Origin of the sequence: Bacillus sp. FSL R5-0654 (assembly GCF_038008745.1) — a bacterium.
Lineage (GTDB): Bacteria > Bacillota > Bacilli > Bacillales > Bacillaceae > Bacillus > Bacillus safensis.
Map to the genome: position 1 here is coordinate 1,728,302 of NZ_JBBOZV010000001.1, position 22,128 is coordinate 1,750,429.

Genomic DNA, 22,128 nt, shown 5'->3' on the forward strand with positions numbered 1-22,128 from the left:
CTATGAACCATTTAAAAAATATGAACTGCACAGTCGGATCAGGAAAGGATGGAGGATTATCAGGTGAAAATTCTTAGAAGGAGACTGGATCAAAGCATCTAGGAAAGGAAAAAGAGAATCCCTTAATAAAGCAGGTTATGTACTTAAAGTATCTGAAGATGACATTTTAGTAAGGTTCCTTAGTGGTAATACCTTGGTTGTTCCAAAGTCTTGGGCTGAAAATTTGGATGTGGCTCTGACTGAAGTTGATGTGAAGGCTTTGATTGATCTGTCTTTAGATTTAAGGGACGAACACCTCTTTAGAATGTGAGTGCGTGATTTGCAAGCACATCAGGGCAAATAAAAGAACCGAAGCACAAGGCCCTAGTTCTATTGAATCTGCACAATTCATTATAACATGGGAGGCCTTGTGCACGAATATTCCTTACAAACATATAGTCTCTAACGTTTTTGAAAAAGGAGAAGTTATAGTCATTATCCTAGATGGCCATTCCAACAATGTAGTGTTGGCTGAAACGCCAATGTACGGCAAACCTGAGATCATAACACGTGACGGTCAATTCACAAATTTAAGTTACAACAGTTCATTTAAATTTAAATAAAAGAGATGTTTCTTTGAGAATGGTTATAGAGGTTTTGATAAAGAGGGGATGAGTCAAGGTAATCAAACACTCAAGGCGACACCTACTATGATAGATGTTTTAAGAAAATCGAACAGTGTAGTAAATTTCTCTACAAAAGAATAAAAATGATTTTCCATATTATCAGCCCCATTCATGAAATTTATAATAAATAATGTGAACAGTAAAATAATCAATTCCATAGTGGGTATCGCAACTGCGGGGATGCCGCCTTCAGTGTTTGATTTAATAGGATAAGAATAGCATTATTTCTATTTGTTTTCAAATTTCTAAATCTTATAGTTATAAAGAGGTGTAAGAGTTGATAGCAGAACAATTGTCCTTACTGCCTGAGATCGATGAGAAACAAGTCAGAAATGCTCTTATCAAGGAGTTGAAGGTCTATAGGGCCCTGAAGGTGAGGGAGGAAAATATAAAGGAACAGGAGGCAAACAACGCAAAAGGCCTTTTCCCTTTTCTCAGAAACCAAGAAGTTTTAAATGAACTGAAGGTCCTGCAGGTAATGTTTTAGCCGCTGAAAATTATAGTGAAATTGATTTAGTATCGGCTGGCCTTGCTTATACTGGCTATGTGGATGGTAATCATGGATATGGAAGATGGACTATTACTAGTAGGGGATCTGGAGTTTCAGGAATATTATATGAAAAATGCTCGGGATCATTAGAGCGTCAATTAGGTGATCAATTAAAACTTGACGGAGCTGGTAGTGCTTCAACAAATGCTTATCTAAAGGGTGGCTGTAAATACCGAGTTTTGCTTAATGCAGGTGATGGTGGAGGTAAGGCATTTTTAAGAAATACAAATTGAATATATTTCAAAAAAGCGACCAAAATGGTCGTTTTTTGTTACTAAAATAGAACATACAACTAGAAAAATCAAAAAGCGGGGATAAAAAGAGCATCTATTTCCTTTGTGGATTATCATATGAGTCAAGCAAAACGAACGTGAATATTTTGTCCAGAAGGAAGAACCTGCGGACGCTGATCATTGAGTACTTTAAGTGCCTTGATTGGTGTCCGCTTTTTTTATTGGGAGACGCGTCTTTCCCTTATCAATGACGTATCTGGATACTGAACAAAGGTGTTGAGGAATGTGGCCATACGAGAGGGACATTCTGAGCCTGGATAGCAGCTGGTCTGCGGCAGCCGTATCGAGGACAGTTTTTCATTTTACTTGATGATTGACTGTACTTGGCATCCTCTCGGAGTGTAGTCATCATTGCAAAATCTATTTAAGCGAATAGCGTAAGGTGGTGCTTATTCGGCAAGGAGAGTATGAACATGAAGATCAGGGATTCTGTTTCTAAAGAGACATTAAAGCAATTTAAAAGCATTGCTCCTGGTTCTAATCGAAAGAAGAGCGATGCTGATCCGATAACGACGCGCGATTGGGAAGAAATAATGGGGACGAGACGCGAAACGTATCAAAGACAAAGCGGCCGTATCCGAAGAAAACGATAAATTTTGGGAACAGTCGTCTTTTGGGTGTATGGCTGCAGGTGCTTTGGCGAGGGATAGGAGCGCAAAAATATAAAGAGGGAGATGATGAGCATGGCATCAAAATTTGGTGTATCTGCTAATCCAAAAAAAGCAAATCATACTTTAGGAAAGGACAAGGTTGTGATTGTTGCGATTCAGAATCACAATGATTACATTTGTGGGCCAAACCTTATTCCTCAACGAAAAGTTGCAGGGAAATGGGTTACGATCAAAACGAATTCACCGAACGAACTCAACCCAGGTGAAAAACGGTACGATGAATTCGGTATCAAGGAATCACTAGGTAACAAGAAGGGCACTTATCGATTCAGAGTTGACGTAGAGCGCTATGACAAAAATGGCAACCATGTTGAAACAGTTGGTACATTCTATACAAACGAATTTTACATTAAATAGAACCAATTCAGTGAACACCTGAAAATTTCCAAAACACCTCCGATATATGTTTAGGAGGTGATTTCTTATGAATGAAATTAACGAAACCAACGAATTTACATCATTTGAACAGAGTAAATACATCGGGATTTATTTGAAACAATTTGGGAAAAAGATGCATAAAGCAACTATAACAAGGCTTTAAAGTGCACCAATAAAGCGAATGAGTGTAGAATGACATAAATTCCAACCAAGAACTTTTTTTTTGTTCATTTTGATATAATAGATTCAAAACACTAGTTAAGAACTGCGCTTAATTAAAAAATAGAGGAGTACTTATGAAAGAAGAAATTATAAAAGAATATTTCTTTATGTGGGTAACTAGAGATTTTACGTTTTTAGATACGTATTTTTCTGATGATATTATCTACCGCGAATGTTATGGAGCAATGTATGTGGGTATAGAGGAAGTCCATTTGTGGATCAAAAAAATGTTACTGAAGCAAGTTGTCTTAGAATGGAAGATAAAAAATATTCATCAAGTAAATGATACCTTATTTTTTGTAGAATGGTATTTTAAAGCAAAAGAAGAACAACTTTATTCATTTGATGGTATATCAAAGATTAGATTTGATGGAAATAAAATCCGATTAATAGAAGAGTATGAAGCTAAACATGAAACTTTTAGACCATGTAAGATTGATTAAAGATGTCCAGGGACAAGAACATCAATCACATGCACTTAAAACTGACACGATGTGAGGTTAAACACGGTTGAGGGATACTCCGTATGAATGGTACAGAAAATTGTCCAGGGACAAATTTGCTCCGTTTATTAAAGATTGTCGAGGGACAAGAACATGGTCCCCATTGAAGTCGCTATTTTAGCGGCTTTTTATTTTATCGGTACAAGTTCTTGTCCCGATTGCCGGAATGCGAGAAGAACATGTTACTATTGCCAATTAGTCATATGTTTGCATTTTGCGGGATACCGAAAACTTTTAAAATGAACACCTTGTCTTTACATATGTTGTAAATGTCATGTTAAAATTATACAAAAGAAATGATAGCAAGGGGGTAATGGGATGTCGAATTTGATTTCTTCTGTAGATGTAGCAAACACGCTCAACAAATGGTATTTACATATTAAAAAGAGGGAAGTTTCACAAGCAGTAGAGCTGAGGGATGAGATTCAAGAAATGTTAGGCGAAATGGAAGAAAATCAAGATGTTTTACTCTATTTCAATATTCTTGATTACAGATTTAAGGTACTTATGGAGGATTTAGTGGGGCAACCAACAATAACAGAAAGTGAAAGAGTCAAAACAGATGACATGCTAAGGTTTTACTTTTATCTTTTCAAAGGTATGTATGAGAGTGCAAAGAATAACTATTCAGAAGCTCTAGTCCTATTCAGAGTAGCTGAGAGACAACTAGACAAGGTACATGATGAAATTGAAAAGGCTGAGTTCCATTATAAAATTGGTACACTCTACTATTTTAATAAGGTCACACTCCTTTCTCATCATCATCTACAAACAGCAAAGGACATCTACAAAGGTCATGAAGGCTACAGCATACAGACCATAAACTGTAATATGTTGTTGGCACTGAATTTGATTGATGACGGTAGACTAGACAAAGCTGAACGAATGCTTTTGGATTGTGTCGATAGACTGATTGAAAAAAATGATAAGAGATTGTTAGCGTTGGCTTATTATGATTTGGGATTTCTCAAAATTCAGGATGACCACCATATAGAAGCAATTGAATATTTCAACAAAGCAATTTCCGCAGATGATCTAAAACAGTCAGCTCCTGTTTCATACTTACAATGTGCGTATGAATTTGCAAGATCAAGCTACAAATCAAATCAGTTGGATCAGGCAATAAGTTGGGTTGCTGAGGGGAAAAGCTTCTCTAAAGAACAGCAAAACACAAACTTTATTTTGAAATTCAATATCCTTGAGAAATGTTATACCACACCACGGGAAAGCTATGAGGACATCAAGAAAGGGCTATGTCTTTTGGAAGAAAGAAAAGCATATGTTGATATAGAGGCTCTAGCTCCTGATGTTGCCTCCATATATAAAAAGTTAAATCTTTATGAAGAAAGTAACTACTTCTTGGAATTGGCTTTGAAATCTTGTACGCTTATAGGAAAGGAGGTCATATGATCATGAAAAAGATAATGATGATGATTACTACCGCTTTGCTATTAGGTGCAATTCTTGGAATGCCTACTGGACAACAAACTCAGGCAGATGCTAAAAATGAGGTAGTGTTGCTTTTCTCTAGAGGTGCAGGGTCATAAAAGAGATAAGATTTAATCCACCACTACGGAGGATAATTGGTTAAAAAACGATAAAGTGGATTAAAGTGTAAGACTCCTTATGGTATTCTAGTAAAAGAATACGCCATAAAAGGAGTCTTTTTTATATGAAGATATTAGATGCTCCCTCCCTTATATCAGCTGTTGAGAAAAGGTCAAAGGCTTATGAACAGCTTCGGGAAGAAATAACAGATTTGAAAAAGGCATTAGAAAGTGTGTCGGGATTAGGTGATGAGTTCACAGGTAAAGGTGCAGATAACATCAAAGCCTTTTATGCTGATCTTGCACTTTATGCCGATACTTATCTTGATTTTATTGATATGCAAAAAGCTTTTTTAGATGGGGTAAAAGGAAAGCTTGATGATGAATCGTTAGGCGGGAGTACATTTATTGATGAGCATTTCTTAGACGCTCAACTGAAACAAGGGATTCAGAATAATAAAGATATGGTCAAGGAACAAAAAGAAGCCCTATCCACTATTTTTGATGACATCAGTGATCTCATAGAACTGAATGTATTTTCAAGTAAAGAGGTCAATGAACATTTAGCTGAGGCGAACAAAAAAAGAAAAGAGGCAATTGAGGCTTTACATAAAATAGACCATGAGCTAAAAACAGAATACGCAAAATCAGAAGCGATCGAAAAACACCTCGCAACTTTTTATGCAAAAATGATGGCTGCTACAGGAAAAGGAAAAAATGCGCAGCCCATGTATTACGATGCAAAAGCGTTTCATGAGACAGATGTGTACAAGAATCATGATAAAATCGATGCACAGGTGAAAGCATATTTAAAGGTGAAAAAAGAAGAAAAAGAGAAACGAAGAATCAAAGAATTGAAGGAAAAGCTCAACGATCCTTCGTGTATATCAGAAGAGAAATACTTTGAGATTGTAGACGAAATTGGATATGAAAATCTTTCTTACGATCAAAAAATGTATTACAGCCAGCTTCTCCAGATCAAAGCGCAGGAAGAAGCATCAGAGGGGTTCGTTGATGTTGTAAAAGGTGCAGCAGTTGGTCTATATGATGTGGCCAAAGATACAGTAGTTGGCATCTACGATCTTGTGACAGATCCTGGAGGTGCCGTTGAATCGGTCGTAACGGCTGTTTCACATCCAATTGAAACGTCGAAAGCGATTGGAAAGTCGATTTCAGACTCATTCCAAAAAGAAGTCATCGATGGTGATGCATATTCTCGATCACACTGGTTCGCCTATGCAACTGGTTCTCTAGCAGAAATTGTCTTTGGCTCTAAAGGAGCAGGTGCCATTACAAAAACGGGGAGAACTGCAGCTAAAACGACGGTGAAGAAAGGGCTTGAACAAGGAGCAAGATCATTAGACAGAGTCTCTATTCCGAATCTATTGCCATACTCACCAAAGTTTCAAATGGCTGGCGGCCCGAAGCTGCCGTATAACGTGTTTGACGGAGAAAATCTCAAAAATAAACTCCTCTCTATGGCAAAGCGTCTAGACAACAATTCAGGATATGGCATCTCTAAGACAGGCAGACGATTACCGGCACCAAAATCACCACCAACTGTTGTTAGTTACGGAGATCACTATGTGAGATGGAAACGTAAAAAAGTGTTAAAACCGAATGTTGTTTATTCAACAAAGCAAGGCTACACCTACACAACCGATCACTACGGAAGAATTGTCAAAGTCGAAGCAAGTGATTTAAAATACGGAGAGGTCAAAAGAAACCAATATGCCCAATCCAATTCAGGTAAGCCGGATCGATTACTAGATGATGACGGAGGTCATTTAATCGCAACTATTTTTAAAGGTTCTGGGGATATTGATAACCTACTTCCAATGAATTCACAGATTAATCGAAGCGGCGGGAAATGGTACACCATGGAGCAACGGTGGTTGAAAGCCTTGAATTCAAATCCACCTAAACAAGTAGCAGTGAGCATTGAACCTATCTATAAGGGAGATTCATTACGACCTGTTAGTTTCTCTGTGGAGTATAAAATTGGAGAACGTTATTCTCAAGTATTTATTAAGAATCAACCTGGAGGTTAAAACCCAATGGAAGAATTAGAAATAAATTATAAAAAAATAGCAGAATCAATTAATGAATTAATACCATGTGATTGGGATAAAGTTTGGATGTATGCAGAAATACTTGATGATTCGGCTGAGATAGTGTTTTATTTTAAAGAACAAAATGGAAATGAATATGTTAATGGACATCAAATTCCTCATAAATATAGTGTAAGTAAGTCAACATACATCCACTTATTATACGAACTTAGTGAAATTTTTGAAGCATTGAAAAAGGCATATATACAAAATGATTTAGGTGCTTGGACAACAGCTACCCTCCAATTAGATTATAAAGGGAAATTCTCTATTGAGTATGGATATGATGATGTTTATTCATTAGGCATAGACAATGTGCAAAGAATCGCAGTTTGGGAATATGAAACGTTCGGATTTTTACCCGACGATGAAGAAGATAAAGAAGCCGTATTAAATTATATAAAAAATAAAGACGATAACTAACGCAGAATACCCTCCGAATAAAGGAGGGTATTTGTCATATATGTTTCATAAAATTCTCATTCCCTTTATTTAAACCGATAAACCGTCACCTCACAATCACCCAGCACCTCTTCAATCATCTCTTCAACAATCGTCCAATCGCCGCCTGCCAATCCGCAGCCGATTCCGTATGGAATGGCGATGGACGTTTGGTTTTTCTCCTCAGGTGATTGTGTCACTGTATCCTTTAGATGTTGAAAGCAGCTGCGTAAGGCATCGTAGTCTGTTTGCTTTCTTGTTCTTCCGTATCCAGCTTGGGCAAATAAGTTTGCAATTGTTTTTCCGTCTTTTGTTGTGATGAGTTGAATGGAGCTTAACAAGTCATCTCCTTGTTCTGTACATAACTGTTTATAATCTTTGTACACATTCGGATATTTGCTTTTGATTTGTTTCGCTAATCCAGCTCCCATGACTCCTTTACAGTTTACCTGGTGACAAATGATGTCTTCGCTTGCCTCTAATATGTTTCCATCCACCGTTTTGATCATATGATGTAACCCCTTTTTGATAAAATACAAACTTACGTTCTATTATAGCAGTTTTGTTCCTGTGATTTAATAGCCTTTGATGAGTTTTTAGTTAGTACACGATGTTCAGGTGACAGCAAAGTGACAAACCTGTCATATGATTCCATGGTTTGTTCGTTCGATCGATGGAGGCAGGCATCTCATTTCAATTATCCTTATCGTAAATCAAGTAAAAAGGGATGAAATGAGATGCGGGGATTTAATGAAGATTTATTTAGGTGGGTGAATCAGCTTAGTATCGATCATGGTTACTTGAATCCGATATTTATTGGACTAGCTGAATATACAGTGCTGCTGGCAGCGCTCATGTGTCTGTTCGTATGGTTTCAAAATCGCAGCAGGTACAATAGGGCGATGGTCGTTTCTGCCGGACTGACCTTCGTACTCGCCGAGTTACTTGGGAAAATCGCAGGGATCTTTTATTTTAATCAGCAGCCCTTTGCAGAAATGAGCCACGTCAATCTTTTGATTCAAAAGGAAGTGAATAACTCTTTTCCAAGTGATCATACCATCTTTATTTTTTCGATTTGCCTGATCTTTTGGCTGTTTCACAAACGCCATATGTATTGGCTGATCATTGCGTGTGCTGTTGGTTTTTCAAGGATTTGGGTAGGTGTTCATTATCCATTTGATGTATTAGCAGGAGCTGCTATAGCGTGTTTAACAGCCGTCGCCGTTGTATATTTGCCGATATGCCAAAAGAGCGTTGATGCCCTCTTGTCATGTTATGAATGGCTTGAACAGAAATTGTTAGGGAAGAGAACAAAATAATATTGTTGCAGCAAAATACCCCGATCTGTTAACGCTGAGATCGGGGTACTGTTTATTTTCGCCAAAACGCTGAACAATCCGCTTTGTCTTCGATATTAAATTCGATGATTTTTTTCAGGAGAGGATAATCAACTGGCAAGCTTTCTTTCATGCGAAACAGATTTTTTCCATGATCGTACCCAGCTTGTACAATGTCAGCTGAAAATTGATCAATGCCTTTTGCTTCTGGTGCGACAGAAATGTGATGTTTTGCCACGCTAAATCCAATAATAAATGTGCCGTGATCTGTGAACATGGGCTGATTCCAAGCAATTCTTGGCTCTAATTGAGGGAATGTGTCTTCTATCCATTGTAGGATGTCTTGAGTGCGCTGCTTCAGCTCGGGGTTACCGATTTTGCTGACGTATTCTTCAAAAACGTGCATGATATTTTATCCTCCCAATCCATCTACCTCATAAGCCTCAGACGGGATTCGAACCCGCACTCCTTTCGTAAGCATAGGCTAGGGGCAACACGCTTCCCTACGGAATTTCACCGACAGGAATTTCACCTGTCTCAGCTCGTGTGCTTTTCGGTGCTTCTGAAACCCTTGCCTTGCGACCCGCCAGCTACAATTTGTTTTACGGCGCTCTTCCCTTCTAGAGCTACTGAGGCGTGTAAGTGATTGATCATATTATATAAAGAAACTGGATAAATGAAAAGCTGCTATGAACCATCATCAGATTAGAAAGCCTCGACATTGGGCTTTTTTCATTTCATCTCAAGATGTTTATTTTAAAAAAAGGCGGAATTTTTTCGCAAATATCATTGACTAGGAGAAAGAAACGCACTTTCAATGGAAACGGTTATTGAAGATTTAAGTGATTCATATTAAAATGATGTCAAATGGACTAATTAGCAATTGCTAATAGAAGTTCCATATTTAGTGAAATGTGTGTTGCAGCTGAAGGTGATTGGGGGTGTAGAATGAGCAAAGTTCCTGTTGCGGAATTGGCATCACTATTAAATGACTGGAACATGGAAATCAAAAAAGATCATGCAGATGAGGCAGAACGGTTATTTGCCAAAGCAAAAAAAGCGGTAGAGGAAATTGACGATGCGGATATCCTCATATACTATTCTCTTCTTGAGAAGAGACATCACATTCTTATGTACAATTTAAGAGGGCAAAAGGGCAATGTTTCAACGAAAAGCATAGAGGGTCATTATGGTAAAAAAGAAGATGACCTGTCTAACCGTCTTGCCTATTATTTTGATTTTTATGAAGGTGTGTATGAGCAGCATCAAGGTAATTATGAGGTTGCATTGCAGATGTATCAAAGTGCTGAAAAGCTCTTAGATAAAATTCCAAGTGAGATAGAACGTGCTGATTTCGATTTTAAAGTGGCATGGCTTTATTACCGGCTCAGTCATATCATGCTCTCATTAAGCTATATCCGCAGAGCGCTGCACGTCTATAAGCGGCACAAGCAGTATGAAAGAAGAACGGCCCTTTCATACTCTCTTATAGCAGCGAATCTAACGGAGATCGGCCGGTATGAAGAGGCGCTTGAGAATTATCGTCTGGCGGAAGAAGTTTTGACAAATGAGCAGGATGATTTTATGCTGGCTCAGCTTCATCACAATGTGGCCATTTTATATTCATTTTGGAACAAGCCGAAGGAATCGATACGCCATCTTGAAAAAGCACTGTCCCATCAAGAGTATTATGATTCAGATTTCTTTTTCCATTCTACGTATCTGATCAGCCGGGAACTCTGTGTGATTGGTGAAAAGCAGCGTGCAAGCCAATATATAGAGGCTGCATATGCCAGAATAAAAGATGCTTCTCATGAAGTGTTTCAGCTAAAAATAGGCATCGTACATGATCTTTACTTAACTCATGCGCCACAAAGATTTCAGCAAATTGATGAGAAATTAAGAAAGTTAGAAGAAAAGAATGAATATCATGAAGTAAAAGAGCTATCACAATTTGCAGCAAAATATTGTGAAAAGCAAGCACTTTATGAGCAGTCTGTTTTTTACTTGAACAAAAGTTTAGAAGCGGATTTACATATGAAAAGAATGGGGTTGATTTAAGATGAAAACAGGATTAAAAGTATTATTCGTTGTCGGTTTAGCGGTTGCTGCGACTGTTTTGACGCAAAACGTTGCGGGTTCATTCGAAGTTGCAGAAAAAATCATTGGTGGTTAATACCATTTATCTCTCGCCCTTGTTGATGATCGTCAGCAAGGGTTTTTTGTGTTTTAATAGGCTCTTCTTATTAAACGCTGCAAGAACGTTTAATAAGAAGAATTCGCAACAAAGGGGGTGTGCAAATTTATTACCTGCTCCATTATTCTAAATAAACATAGGGCAGAGCAACAAGTTAAAAAGGTCACTTTTCTTTGCTTAATTTAATTTTTTGCAGGACTTTTCATTCAAATTTTATCAAATTGGTCTAATGTACATAGAAGGAAGAGAAAAAGCAGGAGCACCGCCCCATTTGTCATGCATATGATGAGTTAAGGTCTGATTCGAAGGCAGGTGATTGTATGTATCCACGTGTTTATGGAGGTTTTCATGGAGGCGGTTTTAGCGGAGGAGCAGTGGGCCCTCATATTGGCTTTGGCGGGTATTATGTGAGCCCTGGAGTGTTCTCTGGTTTAGGCGGTTACCCCGGATATGGGGGATTTGGGACGTTTTCTGGATATTCTCCATATGGCTCCACGTTCATCATGGGGCGTCCTCCTGGTTTTTATGTTAGAAGTTATTAGTGTTTCACCACAGTGATTGAAATAGCCATTTAGAGATTGGCTATTTCAATTGGTGAAAGTGCTTAAATGTAGCCGTGATCACAATGACCCCTAGAATGCAGATAGGCAGCCAAATGATGATAAACGGATCGTAACGATCTGTATATGCTGCTAAAGCCGCTCCTAGGCAGTAGAAGACAATAGAGCCTATTCGCATCAAGCTTACAAGCTGGATAGGGGCCTTTCTTTTTTCCCGGTATGATATACGCTGGGCTGCATCTTCAAATAGGTTCGCAAGTGTACTCGTAAGAACGGTTGTGGAAATGCCAGCAACATTCAATTTACGAGCGGCCGCCGTTTGCATGCCCATAGCCATACTTAAAAGGATGATCAGCATAAAGTAAGCACCTTGTGTATAAGGGAAAATGGTCATGAGAGCAAATAGAAGCAAAATCATTACCTCTATGATAAAAATGCGTGTAACGGCTTTTGGCCAAAACGTTTTTTCATGCTTTCCGCCTATTACAACTGCAAGTAAAACCCCTAAAACGAATCCACTTAGCGCAGTGATGGAATGAAGGGCTGTTAGCTGCAAGGAGCTTCCTGCTGCAATGCCAAGCAGCACAATATTACCTGTCATATTGGCTGTAAACACATGTCCTAGGCTTAAATAGCCAATCACATCCACAATTCCTGCGGAAAGACATAAGAAAATCAAAGCTGTATTTCGAAATGAATGTGCGGTCAAAATAGTCATCCCTTTCTTCCTCTCTAATGAATAAGTGTAACGCGTCATGACCGCAAATGTCCATCTGATGAGATGGTCACATGTGTGCAAGCTGATGTAAGACTTGTCTAAAAGCATCATCATTCACAAGGTGCCTCATGCGGCGGAACGGATCGCCCTTTTCCTTTAAACGCTCTATAACAGCCGGCATCGTAAAAAGAGAAGGATGAAGCTCATCATGATAGAGTTCGTCCCATTCAAGGGGTGTCGCAACAAGTCCAAGCTCATTTCCTCTTGGAGAATACGGAGCGATGATTGTTTTACCAGCATCGTGCTGAATGTAGTCTAAATACAAGCGATTGCCGCGTTTTTTCTTAAGACGTTCCAGAGTAAAAAGATCCGGTGCTTGCTCACATAAAAATTGGCATATGAACGCGGTGAATTGTCTTGTTTCTTCGTATGTGAAGGCGTTTTTCTTTAAAGGAATATAGACTTGAAGCCCTTTACCTCCGCTTGTTTTAATAAAGGCTGTGAGAAAAAGCCCGTCTAAAAGCGCTTTGATTCGTTTAGCGGCTTCTATGGCTAGATGAAACTCATTTACAGATGGCGGGTCTAGATCAAAGACGATTTCTGTCGGCCGATCCGTATCTCTTGTCTCAAAAGGGATATGAAATTCCATCGCCAGCTGGTTGCCAAGCCAAAGAAGCGTACGAGGATCATTACAGACTGTATAAGAAATATCATCAACTTCGTCTGTTAAAACAAAATCCGGCGCATAATCAGGTGTCGACTTTTGATAAAAGAATTCGTCTCCAGAGCCATGCGGATACCGAATTAAAGTAAGACGCCTTTCACTTAAAAAGGGCAAAAGGTAGGGAGCCGCTTGTCTTAAATAAAGTAAGTAATCTGCCTTGTTTAGTTGAAGAGCCGGGACAATCGGTTTTTCAGGGTGGGTGACGTCTATAGCAGCAGGGAGCGGATACAGCTGTTTGAGCATTTGCTGAAATGTACATGCTGCTGGATCAGCATCTAATAAAAAGGAAGAAAAACGCGGCTCTCTTAGCGCCGATCCATCAAAGGATATACAAGCAATGCTGGCAACGATAGAAGGAGGGATTTCGTATAATGATCCTCCTGTTAACTGGCCTTTTGTCTGAAATAGTGTACGCAGCGTTTGTTCTTCTTCTTTAGAAAAACCATGCTTGAATTGGACAACCTCGATGAGAGCCGAATCTTGATAAATGGAACCTTGAAAATAGCCATTTTCTTTGTCAAAACGGGTGACAATGACAGAAACATACCGCCAGTTTTTCATTTTCAGCCATTCTTTTGAACGAGTATTGTCGTGCCATTTACTCGACTTTTTTTTCGCTACTAGTCCTTCTGCTAAATACGTCGTCATCACGTTTTTCATGTATTCAGAGTCTTGGTCTGTATGAATGACCTGCAACAGGGAAGGGTGCTCTAGCTGAACTGAGGAGGGGAGCTTTGCTTCTTGGAATAATTGCTGCAGCTGGTTTTTTCTTTCCATCAACGGTGAATCAACGAGAGGTTTCCCTTTGCAGCTTAATAGATCGAATGCAATGAAATGACACGGAAATCGTTCCGCCTGTCGTTGTATGGCTTCTTTGTTTTTCAGCCTGCCTCTTTGCTGAACCTTCGCAAACTCGCTTTGCTGTTCACTTACTAAAAAGACCAATTCTCCGTCAAGTGTCAGCGGTAAAAAAGGAGACAATTGTTCTCTTAATTGTTCGCATTGATCCATCACTTCAGGAAATTGCTTATTTAGCCGTTTTCCGGTCCTGCTTTCTAAACGAATCTCGTCTTCTTCCCATACAAGAATAGCCCGAAAGCCATCATATTTTAATTCATACACCCAGTCTGCACCGGCAGGTATATCATGTGCAGGTGTTAATCGCATAGGTTTCATTGTGCATGTCACTTCCTTATATCATGTGTTCTTAGAGTGGGATGAAATTTTCAATCACATACATAAGTCTGATGAAAACATTACATAGTAAGGAGAAAAGAACGGAGGAAGCGCGATGCATACAGTATGGAAAGGCGGCATTAGTTTCGGATTGGTCAATATTCCAGTCAAGCTGTTTACCGCTACAGAGAACAAAGACATTAAATTAAGACAGCTGCATAAAGAGTGTCACACGCCGATTAACTACAAGAAAGTATGTGCCAATTGCGGTGAAGAGGTAGCGCCAGAACAAATTGTGAAGGCGTATGAATATGCGAAAAATAAATTTATTGAATTGGACGATGAAGAGCTAGAAAAACTGCGAAAAGAAAATGAAGAAAAAGCCGTTGAAATCATTGATTTTGTAAAGATTGAAGAGATAGATCCAATCTATTATGAAAGAAGTTATTTCTTATCACCGGATACCGGCGGATCGAAAGCTTATTCATTATTAAGAAAAGCTTTAGAGGAGTCGGGGAAAATTGGTGTGGCAAAAATTATGATCCGCTCAAAGGAGCAATTAGCGATCGTTAGGTGCTATGAACATATTTTGCTGATGGAAACCATTCATTTCCCTGACGAAATTAGACAAGTATCAGATGTACCGAATATCCCCCAAGAGGAGAACATTGTCAAGAAAGAGCTAGATACAGCGCTCCTTTTAATCGAGCAGCTGACCACGACATTCGATCCAGCGGCATATCAGGATGAATACAGAGAACAGCTGATGAATTTAATTGGCGATAAAATATCTGGAGAACATACCGTTCAACCAGAAACGACAGGCAAAAAAGATCCTGCATCCAATGTGACTGATTTAATGGCCGCACTACAGGCATCTATCGACCGATCAAAACCAGCCAAAGCGAAAAAAGCAGCGCCTAAGAAAAGAAAAACACCAGCGAAAAAAGAAAAGAATGCATAAAATAAGACCGCTGACAAGCGGTCTTAAATTGTTGACAAAAGACTAAAATGATCTTTATTTTAGCCTTTTGTTTTCCTTCAGCGTGATAGAAAACCTTTGCAGCCCTAGGAAGGACGAGTACCGGAGCGGAGCGAATTTAACATTCGTGAGCACCGGCACGCAGGACTGACACCGAATGCGAGGGTTTGTCTACACGCTAAGACGGCTGACGAGCGGTCTTATTGCGGCTTTAACACGTCCTGAATCGTCCCGTCTTTTCGATGAATGACAACGGAAGTTCCTTTATTAGCTGAAATCTCCTTTGCCCGGTCAACTGCTTCGTGTTTTGTTTCTTTGACCTCACTTGCTCGTTTCGCTTTCTCTGTTTGAATCGCCCAGCCTTCCTCGTGTTTTACTACATGCTGCGCATGATCCATGAGCTCTGGTCTTGCGGAGCTGCTGCTCTCTGAAGGTTTGACAGAACCATGAGATGAAAAATTCTCTACCTCTTTCTCTGTTGCGTTCTTTTTCCACTCTTTCGCTTGACTGATCGCAATGGGAATGGCTCTATTTTCCTCATATCCTTCCTGGATCATTTTATTGGCAATCTCAAGCGCTTTTTTTCGAATGACGTTGTCTAATGATTGAAATGAAGCTGGATAATCGTTCATCGTCCAAGGCATATGGACCGCTCCTTTCTTTTATTTTATTTGAACATCTTCCCCCATCTGCAAAGGGTCAAACATACAATGTCTCTCAAACTAATGTTAGGGATAAAATACATCGTTTTGCTGAGGCAGAATATCATCAACTCCTGCAGAATAGAAGGTAGAAAAGGAGTGATTTTGATGATGATGAAAGGTTTATATGAAGCACATTTACCTGTGAGTGACTTGAAGGCATCTATTGCGTTTTATGAAAAGTTGGAATTGACACTTGCTCATGAAAATGAACGAGTTGCTTTTTTATGGATTGAGAAAGGAAAGAGCTGGCTTGGTCTGTGGAAAGTAGATATAAATGACTTTCCATACCATCCAGCGACTCGGCACGTTGCCTTTCAAATTACAACGTCTAGTATCGAACAGATCAAGACTTGGCTGATCGAAAGAGGCATCAGCATTCACCCAATGTTTGGTTTTTCAGAAGAAAAGCAGCCTTTAGTTCTCGATAATCCGCCGCAATTTCATGCAGCGATCTATTTTCTTGACCCAGATGAGAATCTGCTTGAATGCATTGCCCCGCTTGAACTTGATACAGAAGAAAACTACGATATCATGGCATATGAGGACTGGGATCGAAAGAAAAATCCGTTTATTGATTGACAAAATCACTCATTGTAACTATATTGATTACAACGGTGGTGAAAGATTGTGAAACAAATTAGCAGCAGATATCCGATTGCTGTTCATATTGTGTCATTTATTGCAGGTGTTCCAAAAGAGTGTACTAGTGATTTTATTGCAGAGAGCGTGAATTCAAATCCAGCCATTGTTCGAAAAATGATGGCAATGCTCAAACGGGCGGGTCTCATTGAGATTCGCCGCGGTGTGGGCGGTGCTTATTTAAAAAGACCGGCTGAGGACATCACGCTGTTAGATGTGTACCGTGCTGTAGATGTAAGCGAGGATGAAGAATTATTTAACTTTCATCAGCCCGTCATCGCATGCCCGATTGGTCAAGCGATGGACACGAGACTTCGGCATGAACTAAAAGAAGCACAAGCTGCACTTGAGAATCACCTCAAGCAAGTGACAATTCAGCAATTATTGACAGAGGCGGAATAAAAAAGCTCGTACTTTAGAGCTTTTTTTACACCTTTGTTGTAACCATTTCGATTATAACGAATGCACATCACCGTTGAACGAAAAATGAGGAGGTCAAACAAATGAAATTATTAGTAACAGGTGCAACAGGACAACTTGGATCGCTCGTCGTCAAGCATTTGCTCACAAAAGTACCGGCTGAACAAATTGCAGTCAGTGTTCGAAATCCGCAAAAAGCAGCACATTTGAAGGATGCAGGGGTGGATGTACGCCGTGGAGATTTTACTCAGCCAGACACCCTGACATCAGCATTTGAAGGCATTGACCGTCTGTTGATCATTTCAACGACGGATGGAGACCGCGTCGAGCAGCATAAAGCAGCAATTGAAGCGGCGAAAGCAGCAAATGTGAGGTTTATTGCTTATACAAGTGTTGTCAATGCAAGAGAGAGTCAGCTTGTCCTTGCACATGACCACGCAAAAACGGAAGAAGCCATTTTGGCCTCTGACATTCCTCATGTATTTTTAAGAAACAACTGGTATGTAGAAAATGAAAAAGACACGATTCTGGCGTCAGTCAGCGGTGCACCATTTTTAAGCCCTATTGGCGAAGGGAAGGTTGGCTGGGCAACAAGAAATGACTACGCAGAAGCGGCAGCAAATGCGTTAACACTTCCCGTTCATGATCAGGAGATATATGAACTGTCAGGACCGCTTCGATCGCACACTGAACTTGCACAAATTGTTAGTAAGGTGAGTGGAAAAGAAATTAAATTAGAAAAAATAGATGTAGACACATTTGGAGACTTTTTAGCTTCAAATGGTGTACCAAAAGAAGCAGTGCCATTTGTCAAAGCCATTCAAAGCGGCATACGCGATGGTGCTTTAGCTGTCGAAAGTGAAGATTTCGAAACATTACTAGGCCGGTCGTTAACACCTATTGAAGAAAGAATTCGTGAATTGATTTCAAAATAAACATCAAAAAACGCCCTACGAAAAGGGCGTTTTTTCATTTAGTCACACAGGCCATAAGTACAAATTTTAGACAAATCACTTCGTTGAAATTTCAGAAATTTGGGATTAAAATGAAATTAAGGCCTGTTATTTAATCATCAGATGATCAGAATGATGAATCAAAATGCAGCAATAGAAGGGAAGTTCGCCGATGAAAGTCCATTTATTCGTTACTTGTTTAGTTGACACGATGCAGCCAAATGTAGGAAAGGCGACAGTGGAAGTATTGGAAAGACTCGGTGTTGAAGTGGAATTTCCAGAAGCACAAGTGTGCTGCGGACAGCCAGCCTTTAACAGCGGCTATACAAAAGAGACAATCAAAGCAGCGAAGAACATGATCAAAGCCTTTGAATCAGCTGAATATGTTGTGACACCATCAGGTTCGTGCAAGGCGATGTTTTTAGAATATCCTCATCTTTTAAAAGAAGATCGAGTGTGGTCGGCCAAAGCTGAGGCACTTGCCGCAAAAACATATGAATTAACAGAGTTTATTGTTGATATATTACACGTGACAGATGTAGGGGCAAGCCTGAAAGGGAACGCAGCCTATCACACCTCCTGTCATATGACGAGACTGCTGCGTATTAAAGAGGCGCCTTTTACGCTGTTGTCAAATGTCAAAGATTTGACGATGAGAGCATTGCCCCGCGCAGAAAATTGCTGCGGATTTGGAGGTACCTTTTCAGTGAAAATGACCCCTATTTCTGAGCAGATGGTTGACGAAAAAGTACAAAGCATAGAGGAGACAGGCGCTGATTATATCATTGGTGCTGACTGCGGCTGCCTGCTGAATATTGGCGGGAGGCTGAACCGTCTTGATAAACCCATCCAAGTGATGCACATCGCAGAAGTATTAAACAGCCGCGGACTTTAAGAGGAGGAACGGCACATGAGTATGAAAATTGGAGAAAAGGCCTTTAAAGAACGGATCGGGAAAGGTTTAGAAGACGCTGTCATGAGAGGTGCTGTCTCCTCAGCACAGGAACGTCTGTATAAAAGGCGGCTGACTGCAAGCGAGGAGCTTGGCAATTGGGAAAAGTGGCGTGAGCTTGGTGAGGAAATCCGGCAGCATACGCTGACGCATCTTGATGACTACTTATATCAATTAAGTGAAAGTGTAAGTGCACGCGGAGGCCATGTCTTTTTTGCGAAAACAAAGGAAGAGGCATCAGCATATATTCAAGAGGTGGCACAGAAAAAAGCAGCCAAAAAGGTCGTCAAATCAAAATCAATGGTCACAGAAGAAATCGAGATGAATCAAGCGCTTGAAGAGGTCGGCTGTGAGGTGGTAGAAAGCGATCTTGGTGAATATATTCTGCAAGTGGATGACCATGAACCGCCTTCACATATTGTGGCACCTGCTCTTCATATGACGAAAGAGCAAATACGGGAAGTATTTCATGAGAAGCTAGGGTATGAGATGTCAGAAACACCCGAAGAAATGACGAGTTTTGTAAGAGCCATCTTACGTGAAAAATTCCTAGAAGCTGATATTGGTGTGACCGGCTGTAATTTTGCAGTGGCCAACACAGGGTCCATCTGCCTTGTAACAAATGAAGGGAATGCAGATCTTGTCACGGCTATACCGAAGACGCATATTGCCGTTATGGGAATGGAACGGCTTGTTCCAACGATGGAGGAACTGGATGTCCTTGTGGGTCTTTTGTGCAGAAGCGCAGTCGGTCAGAAATTAACTAGTTATATTTCTGTTGTGGGACCAAAAGAAGAAGGTGAAGTTGATGGACCAGAAGAATTCCACTTGGTCATTGTGGACAATGGGCGGTCAAATATATTAGGAACGGACTTTCAGCCTGTTCTCCAATGTATCCGGTGCGCAGCCTGCATCAATGTATGCCCGGTTTACCGGCATGTTGGCGGACATTCGTACGGTTCGATTTATCCCGGGCCAATCGGAGCTGTTCTTTCACCGCTTCTTGGCGGCTATGATGACTACAAGGAGCTCCCCTTTGCATCAAGTCTGTGCGCAGCCTGCACGGATGCTTGTCCAGTGAAAATTCCACTTCATGAGTTATTGATTAAACATAGACAGGTGATCGTAGAAAAAGAGGGCAGAGCGCCTAAAGCTGAAATGCTGGCGATGAAAATGTTTGGCATGGGGGCAGCGTCTCCCGGGATGTATCAATTTGGAACAAAAGCAGCCCCTGCATTGATGAATCGTATGGCGACAAACGGACAAATTTCAAAAGGAATAGGTTCTTTAAAGAATTGGACAGATATTCGTGACCTGCCAGTTCCAAGTAAAGAAAGATTCAGGGATTGGTTTAAAAAGAGACAAAAGGAGGAGAAGTGATGAAGGGGACCATTTCTCACCGAGAGTCGTTTTTATCTCATATCCAGCATCAATTAGGCAAAAACTCTTCCCCATCTGCCTCTATTCAACGGCCGGCATGGAAGCATCAAGTCCAGTGGGATACAAACGGAAGTTTGTCTAAAGATGAATTAGTCGAGCAATTGAAAAAGCAATGTCAGCAAATTCATACAAGAGTAGTCGAAACAACACCGGAGAAAGCGTCCTCGGTATTACGATTGTTGATGACAGAATATGGTGAGGGTGCTGTGATGACATCGTGTGATCATCGCTTTGAACAATATGGTTTCAGCCCTATGTTTGACAGCTTGCAACGAGATGGGATTTCCATCGCTTGCTGGAATACAGATCTATCAAGAGAAGAAAACATAAGGCAGGCAGAACAAGCGAAATATGCAGTTGTGTTCAGTGATTATACCCTTGCAGAATCAGGTACAGTTGTCCTTTCATCCCATCAAGGTCAAGGGAGAGCGCTGCATTTTTTGCCAATGATGTATATCGTGTGTATAGAGAAAAGCTCGATTATTCCGCGAATGATTCAGGCTGTTTCGGCTCTTAATCGCTCAGTAGAAGAGGGGGAGCAGGCGAAAGGTGCCATCCATTTCATATCAGGTCCAAGTAATTCTGCCGATATTGAAATGAATTTAGTGGTAGGGGTTCATGGTCCAGTTCAGGCCATTTATCTGTTAATAGATGATGAATGAAGGCTTTCGTAATGAAAGCTTTTTTTCATCCAACAAGTTGACGCCAGTTTTAAAAAATCATCTTGCCACTAGGTGAATGGACATAGTAAGATGACGACATACAAGATGAACTGCTCATCTACTGCTGATGTAAAGGAAGCTGCTAATGGAAATCAAGACAACTGCTCAAACGAAATCAATTGCACTGCCACTTGTGATTTCGATAATTGCTATTTCGTTTTCTGCAATCATTGTGAAATGGTCAAATGCACCTGCTGCTATTTTAAGTATGTATCGAATGATTTTTGCGGCGGCTCTCATGCTGCCGTTTATCTTGCCAAGAAAAGAAGAATTTCTCTCGATAAAGCGCAGAGACTGGTTTTTCTTATGTATGTCAGGCTTCTTTTTAGGACTCCATTTTGTGTTATGGTTTGGCTCACTGAAGCTGACGACAGTGGCAAGCTCTACCATTATTATCGCCCTTCAGCCAATGGTCTCCTTATTAGGCGGATTCCTCATTTTCCGTGAACGAACGACGATGTCTGCTCTATTGACGATGTGTGCAGCGATTGTTGGTGCCCTCATGATAGGCTGGGGAGATATTGGTCATAGCAAGGAAGCCATCTTAGGAGATCTTTTATCCTTTTTGAGTGTGATCGCTGTTGTTTGTTATTTGTTAATAGGCCAACAGGCTGTAAGAAAAATATCTCATTGGATTTATAGTTTTTGTGTATTTGGTTTTGCTGGTCTTTTTTTAATTTTATTCAATCTCCTTCAGCAAACCCCTTTTATAGGTTATCCGGCTAAAGAGTGGGGAATCTTTTTATTGCTCGCTATCATTCCCACTATGTCTCATGTCATTAATAATTGGCTATTAACTTATGTTAATGCGACTACCATTTCAATGAGTATTCTAGGTGAACCTGTTGGGGCAACGATCCTTGCTGTATGGCTGCTTGGAGAGAAAGTCACGCTGCTTCAAATGCTTGGCGGTCTGCTTGTTCTTTTAGGCGTCTTTTTCTTTTTGATGCAGCAGCGTCAAGGTATCGTGATGAAAACAAAAAAATCCGGTTAACTTCCGGATTTTTTACTCTTTTAAATCGTTTTTTTCAATTACTTTGTTTAATCTTGCCTCGATTTTTTTCAATTCCATTCGTTTTCTTCTGATCATGCGAAACGCGATGACAATGATTGTCACAATAAAGGCAATGAATAGAAGAGAGAACACTTGAAATAGAAGATCTCCCATGTTGAATGCCACATTCTCTCCATTAGACATACGTAAAACCTCCTTTTCTACCTAT

Annotated in this window: 26 protein-coding genes; 20 read left to right on the plus strand and 6 right to left on the minus strand. The window is 40.1% G+C overall.

Features of this window, described 5'->3' with window-relative positions; genetic code table 11:
- Positions 1–314: 314 nt before the first annotated feature.
- The 9 genes from NSS76_RS08590 (at position 315) to NSS76_RS08630 (ending at position 7,363) form a co-directional block, all read left to right on the plus strand.
- The gene (locus tag NSS76_RS08590; protein ID WP_341081723.1) at positions 315–602 is read left to right on the plus strand and encodes an XtrA/YqaO family protein; all 288 of its coding nucleotides are present in this window, start codon (positions 315–317) and stop codon (positions 600–602) included.
- Between the two features lie 340 nt (positions 603–942).
- Complete coding sequence (locus NSS76_RS08595) at positions 943–1,152, plus strand: hypothetical protein (protein ID WP_341081726.1); 210 nt, start codon at positions 943–945, stop codon at positions 1,150–1,152.
- 769 nt (positions 1,153–1,921) lie between these two features.
- Positions 1,922–2,101 carry a hypothetical protein gene (locus NSS76_RS08600; protein WP_341081729.1) on the plus strand — a complete coding sequence of 60 codons (180 nt, stop codon included), beginning with the start codon at positions 1,922–1,924 and terminating at the stop codon, positions 2,099–2,101.
- 90 nt (positions 2,102–2,191) lie between these two features.
- Positions 2,192–2,536 (plus strand): structural protein, encoded by a 345-nt coding sequence (locus NSS76_RS08605; protein WP_341081731.1) that lies wholly within the window; start codon positions 2,192–2,194, stop codon positions 2,534–2,536.
- A gap of 317 nt (positions 2,537–2,853) precedes the next feature.
- Positions 2,854–3,222, plus strand: coding sequence for a nuclear transport factor 2 family protein (locus NSS76_RS08610; protein WP_024425099.1), 369 nt, complete (start codon positions 2,854–2,856; stop codon positions 3,220–3,222).
- Between the two features lie 378 nt (positions 3,223–3,600).
- The gene (locus NSS76_RS08615) at positions 3,601–4,692 is read left to right on the plus strand and encodes a Rap family tetratricopeptide repeat protein (protein ID WP_044335959.1); all 1,092 of its coding nucleotides are present in this window, start codon (positions 3,601–3,603) and stop codon (positions 4,690–4,692) included.
- A gap of 2 nt (positions 4,693–4,694) precedes the next feature.
- Positions 4,695–4,829 carry a hypothetical protein gene (locus NSS76_RS08620; RefSeq protein ID WP_257787571.1) on the plus strand — a complete coding sequence of 45 codons (135 nt, stop codon included), beginning with the start codon at positions 4,695–4,697 and terminating at the stop codon, positions 4,827–4,829.
- A gap of 125 nt (positions 4,830–4,954) precedes the next feature.
- A complete protein-coding gene (locus tag NSS76_RS08625) occupies positions 4,955–6,880 on the plus strand; it encodes a T7SS effector LXG polymorphic toxin (RefSeq protein WP_341081735.1) in 1,926 nt (641 codons plus the stop codon).
- 6 nt (positions 6,881–6,886) lie between these two features.
- Positions 6,887–7,363, plus strand: a complete 477-nt coding sequence (locus tag NSS76_RS08630) for an immunity protein YezG family protein (RefSeq protein ID WP_041109174.1) — start codon at positions 6,887–6,889, stop codon at positions 7,361–7,363.
- Between the two features lie 65 nt (positions 7,364–7,428).
- On the opposite strand, the gene NSS76_RS08635 is transcribed toward NSS76_RS08630, so the two are convergent.
- Complete coding sequence (locus tag NSS76_RS08635) at positions 7,429–7,890, minus strand: macro domain-containing protein (RefSeq protein ID WP_133743787.1); 462 nt, start codon at positions 7,888–7,890, stop codon at positions 7,429–7,431.
- Positions 7,891–8,118: 228 nt separating this feature from the next.
- Here NSS76_RS08635 and NSS76_RS08640 point away from each other — a divergent pair, with 228 nt between their 5' ends.
- A complete protein-coding gene (locus NSS76_RS08640; RefSeq protein WP_197197886.1) occupies positions 8,119–8,700 on the plus strand; it encodes an undecaprenyl-diphosphatase in 582 nt (193 codons plus the stop codon).
- A 52-nt stretch (positions 8,701–8,752) separates the two neighbouring features.
- Here NSS76_RS08640 and NSS76_RS08645 read toward each other — a convergent pair whose 3' ends face one another.
- A complete protein-coding gene (locus NSS76_RS08645) occupies positions 8,753–9,124 on the minus strand; it encodes an iron chaperone (RefSeq protein WP_203129860.1) in 372 nt (123 codons plus the stop codon).
- 542 nt (positions 9,125–9,666) lie between these two features.
- On the opposite strand from NSS76_RS08645, the gene NSS76_RS08650 reads away from it, so the two are divergent.
- Positions 9,667–10,779 carry a response regulator aspartate phosphatase gene (locus tag NSS76_RS08650; RefSeq protein WP_103132502.1) on the plus strand — a complete coding sequence of 371 codons (1,113 nt, stop codon included), beginning with the start codon at positions 9,667–9,669 and terminating at the stop codon, positions 10,777–10,779.
- 456 nt (positions 10,780–11,235) lie between these two features.
- Positions 11,236–11,457 carry a hypothetical protein gene (locus NSS76_RS08655; RefSeq protein ID WP_058015686.1) on the plus strand — a complete coding sequence of 74 codons (222 nt, stop codon included), beginning with the start codon at positions 11,236–11,238 and terminating at the stop codon, positions 11,455–11,457.
- A gap of 40 nt (positions 11,458–11,497) precedes the next feature.
- On the opposite strand, the gene NSS76_RS08660 is transcribed toward NSS76_RS08655, so the two are convergent.
- Both NSS76_RS08660 and NSS76_RS08665 read right to left on the minus strand, forming a co-directional pair.
- Complete coding sequence (locus NSS76_RS08660) at positions 11,498–12,193, minus strand: YoaK family protein (RefSeq protein ID WP_095408693.1); 696 nt, start codon at positions 12,191–12,193, stop codon at positions 11,498–11,500.
- A 67-nt stretch (positions 12,194–12,260) separates the two neighbouring features.
- On the minus strand, positions 12,261–14,093 hold the full coding sequence (locus NSS76_RS08665; protein WP_212048989.1) for a DNA ligase D: 1,833 nt from the start codon (positions 14,091–14,093) through the stop codon (positions 12,261–12,263).
- A 115-nt stretch (positions 14,094–14,208) separates the two neighbouring features.
- On the opposite strand from NSS76_RS08665, the gene ku reads away from it, so the two are divergent.
- The gene (gene ku, locus NSS76_RS08670; RefSeq protein ID WP_212048987.1) at positions 14,209–15,057 is read left to right on the plus strand and encodes a non-homologous end joining protein Ku; all 849 of its coding nucleotides are present in this window, start codon (positions 14,209–14,211) and stop codon (positions 15,055–15,057) included.
- Between the two features lie 218 nt (positions 15,058–15,275).
- Here ku and NSS76_RS08675 read toward each other — a convergent pair whose 3' ends face one another.
- Positions 15,276–15,719 carry a DUF2188 domain-containing protein gene (locus NSS76_RS08675; RefSeq protein WP_212048985.1) on the minus strand — a complete coding sequence of 148 codons (444 nt, stop codon included), beginning with the start codon at positions 15,717–15,719 and terminating at the stop codon, positions 15,276–15,278.
- 165 nt (positions 15,720–15,884) lie between these two features.
- Between NSS76_RS08675 and NSS76_RS08680 the strand changes: the two genes are divergently transcribed.
- From NSS76_RS08680 to NSS76_RS08710, 7 genes are all read left to right on the plus strand, one after another.
- Positions 15,885–16,358, plus strand: coding sequence for a VOC family protein (locus tag NSS76_RS08680; RefSeq protein ID WP_212048983.1), 474 nt, complete (start codon positions 15,885–15,887; stop codon positions 16,356–16,358).
- Positions 16,359–16,406: 48 nt separating this feature from the next.
- Positions 16,407–16,820, plus strand: coding sequence for an Rrf2 family transcriptional regulator (locus NSS76_RS08685; protein ID WP_025093258.1), 414 nt, complete (start codon positions 16,407–16,409; stop codon positions 16,818–16,820).
- A 101-nt stretch (positions 16,821–16,921) separates the two neighbouring features.
- A complete protein-coding gene (locus NSS76_RS08690; RefSeq protein ID WP_212048982.1) occupies positions 16,922–17,773 on the plus strand; it encodes an SDR family oxidoreductase in 852 nt (283 codons plus the stop codon).
- A 190-nt stretch (positions 17,774–17,963) separates the two neighbouring features.
- A complete protein-coding gene (locus tag NSS76_RS08695; protein ID WP_341081767.1) occupies positions 17,964–18,686 on the plus strand; it encodes a (Fe-S)-binding protein in 723 nt (240 codons plus the stop codon).
- 15 nt (positions 18,687–18,701) lie between these two features.
- Entirely contained in the window at positions 18,702–20,123 is a 1,422-nt protein-coding gene (locus tag NSS76_RS08700) for a LutB/LldF family L-lactate oxidation iron-sulfur protein (protein ID WP_212048980.1), read from the plus strand.
- Positions 20,123–20,845, plus strand: coding sequence for a LutC/YkgG family protein (locus NSS76_RS08705; RefSeq protein ID WP_212048978.1), 723 nt, complete (start codon positions 20,123–20,125; stop codon positions 20,843–20,845). Before NSS76_RS08700 ends, NSS76_RS08705 begins: the two co-directional genes overlap by 1 nt.
- 145 nt (positions 20,846–20,990) lie before the next feature.
- Positions 20,991–21,899, plus strand: coding sequence for a DMT family transporter (locus NSS76_RS08710; RefSeq protein WP_341081775.1), 909 nt, complete (start codon positions 20,991–20,993; stop codon positions 21,897–21,899).
- Between the two features lie 12 nt (positions 21,900–21,911).
- Here NSS76_RS08710 and NSS76_RS08715 read toward each other — a convergent pair whose 3' ends face one another.
- The gene (locus tag NSS76_RS08715) at positions 21,912–22,103 is read right to left on the minus strand and encodes a hypothetical protein (RefSeq protein ID WP_025093255.1); all 192 of its coding nucleotides are present in this window, start codon (positions 22,101–22,103) and stop codon (positions 21,912–21,914) included.
- Positions 22,104–22,128: the final 25 nt, after the last annotated feature.

Excerpts from the sequence above, each read along its gene's own strand:
- NSS76_RS08600 (WP_341081729.1), top strand. The coding sequence starts at position 1,922 with ATGAAGATCAGGGATTCTGTTTCTAAAGAGACATTAAAGCAATTTAAA.
- NSS76_RS08605 (WP_341081731.1), top strand. The coding sequence starts at position 2,192 with ATGGCATCAAAATTTGGTGTATCTGCTAATCCAAAAAAAGCAAATCAT.
- NSS76_RS08610 (WP_024425099.1), top strand. The coding sequence starts at position 2,854 with ATGAAAGAAGAAATTATAAAAGAATATTTCTTTATGTGGGTAACTAGA.
- NSS76_RS08615 (WP_044335959.1), top strand. The coding sequence starts at position 3,601 with ATGTCGAATTTGATTTCTTCTGTAGATGTAGCAAACACGCTCAACAAA.
- NSS76_RS08620 (WP_257787571.1), top strand. The coding sequence starts at position 4,695 with ATGAAAAAGATAATGATGATGATTACTACCGCTTTGCTATTAGGTGCA.
- NSS76_RS08625 (WP_341081735.1), top strand. The coding sequence starts at position 4,955 with ATGAAGATATTAGATGCTCCCTCCCTTATATCAGCTGTTGAGAAAAGG.
- NSS76_RS08630 (WP_041109174.1), top strand. The coding sequence starts at position 6,887 with ATGGAAGAATTAGAAATAAATTATAAAAAAATAGCAGAATCAATTAAT.
- NSS76_RS08635 (WP_133743787.1), bottom strand. The coding sequence starts at position 7,890 with ATGATCAAAACGGTGGATGGAAACATATTAGAGGCAAGCGAAGACATC.
- NSS76_RS08640 (WP_197197886.1), top strand. The coding sequence starts at position 8,119 with ATGCGGGGATTTAATGAAGATTTATTTAGGTGGGTGAATCAGCTTAGT.
- NSS76_RS08645 (WP_203129860.1), bottom strand. The coding sequence starts at position 9,124 with ATGCACGTTTTTGAAGAATACGTCAGCAAAATCGGTAACCCCGAGCTG.
- NSS76_RS08650 (WP_103132502.1), top strand. The coding sequence starts at position 9,667 with ATGAGCAAAGTTCCTGTTGCGGAATTGGCATCACTATTAAATGACTGG.
- NSS76_RS08655 (WP_058015686.1), top strand. The coding sequence starts at position 11,236 with ATGTATCCACGTGTTTATGGAGGTTTTCATGGAGGCGGTTTTAGCGGA.
- NSS76_RS08660 (WP_095408693.1), bottom strand. The coding sequence starts at position 12,193 with ATGACTATTTTGACCGCACATTCATTTCGAAATACAGCTTTGATTTTC.
- NSS76_RS08665 (WP_212048989.1), bottom strand. The coding sequence starts at position 14,093 with ATGAAACCTATGCGATTAACACCTGCACATGATATACCTGCCGGTGCA.
- ku (WP_212048987.1), top strand. The coding sequence starts at position 14,209 with ATGCATACAGTATGGAAAGGCGGCATTAGTTTCGGATTGGTCAATATT.
- NSS76_RS08675 (WP_212048985.1), bottom strand. The coding sequence starts at position 15,719 with ATGCCTTGGACGATGAACGATTATCCAGCTTCATTTCAATCATTAGAC.
- NSS76_RS08680 (WP_212048983.1), top strand. The coding sequence starts at position 15,885 with ATGATGATGAAAGGTTTATATGAAGCACATTTACCTGTGAGTGACTTG.
- NSS76_RS08690 (WP_212048982.1), top strand. The coding sequence starts at position 16,922 with ATGAAATTATTAGTAACAGGTGCAACAGGACAACTTGGATCGCTCGTC.
- NSS76_RS08695 (WP_341081767.1), top strand. The coding sequence starts at position 17,964 with ATGAAAGTCCATTTATTCGTTACTTGTTTAGTTGACACGATGCAGCCA.
- NSS76_RS08700 (WP_212048980.1), top strand. The coding sequence starts at position 18,702 with ATGAGTATGAAAATTGGAGAAAAGGCCTTTAAAGAACGGATCGGGAAA.
- NSS76_RS08705 (WP_212048978.1), top strand. The coding sequence starts at position 20,123 with ATGAAGGGGACCATTTCTCACCGAGAGTCGTTTTTATCTCATATCCAG.
- NSS76_RS08710 (WP_341081775.1), top strand. The coding sequence starts at position 20,991 with ATGGAAATCAAGACAACTGCTCAAACGAAATCAATTGCACTGCCACTT.
- NSS76_RS08715 (WP_025093255.1), bottom strand. The coding sequence starts at position 22,103 with ATGTCTAATGGAGAGAATGTGGCATTCAACATGGGAGATCTTCTATTT.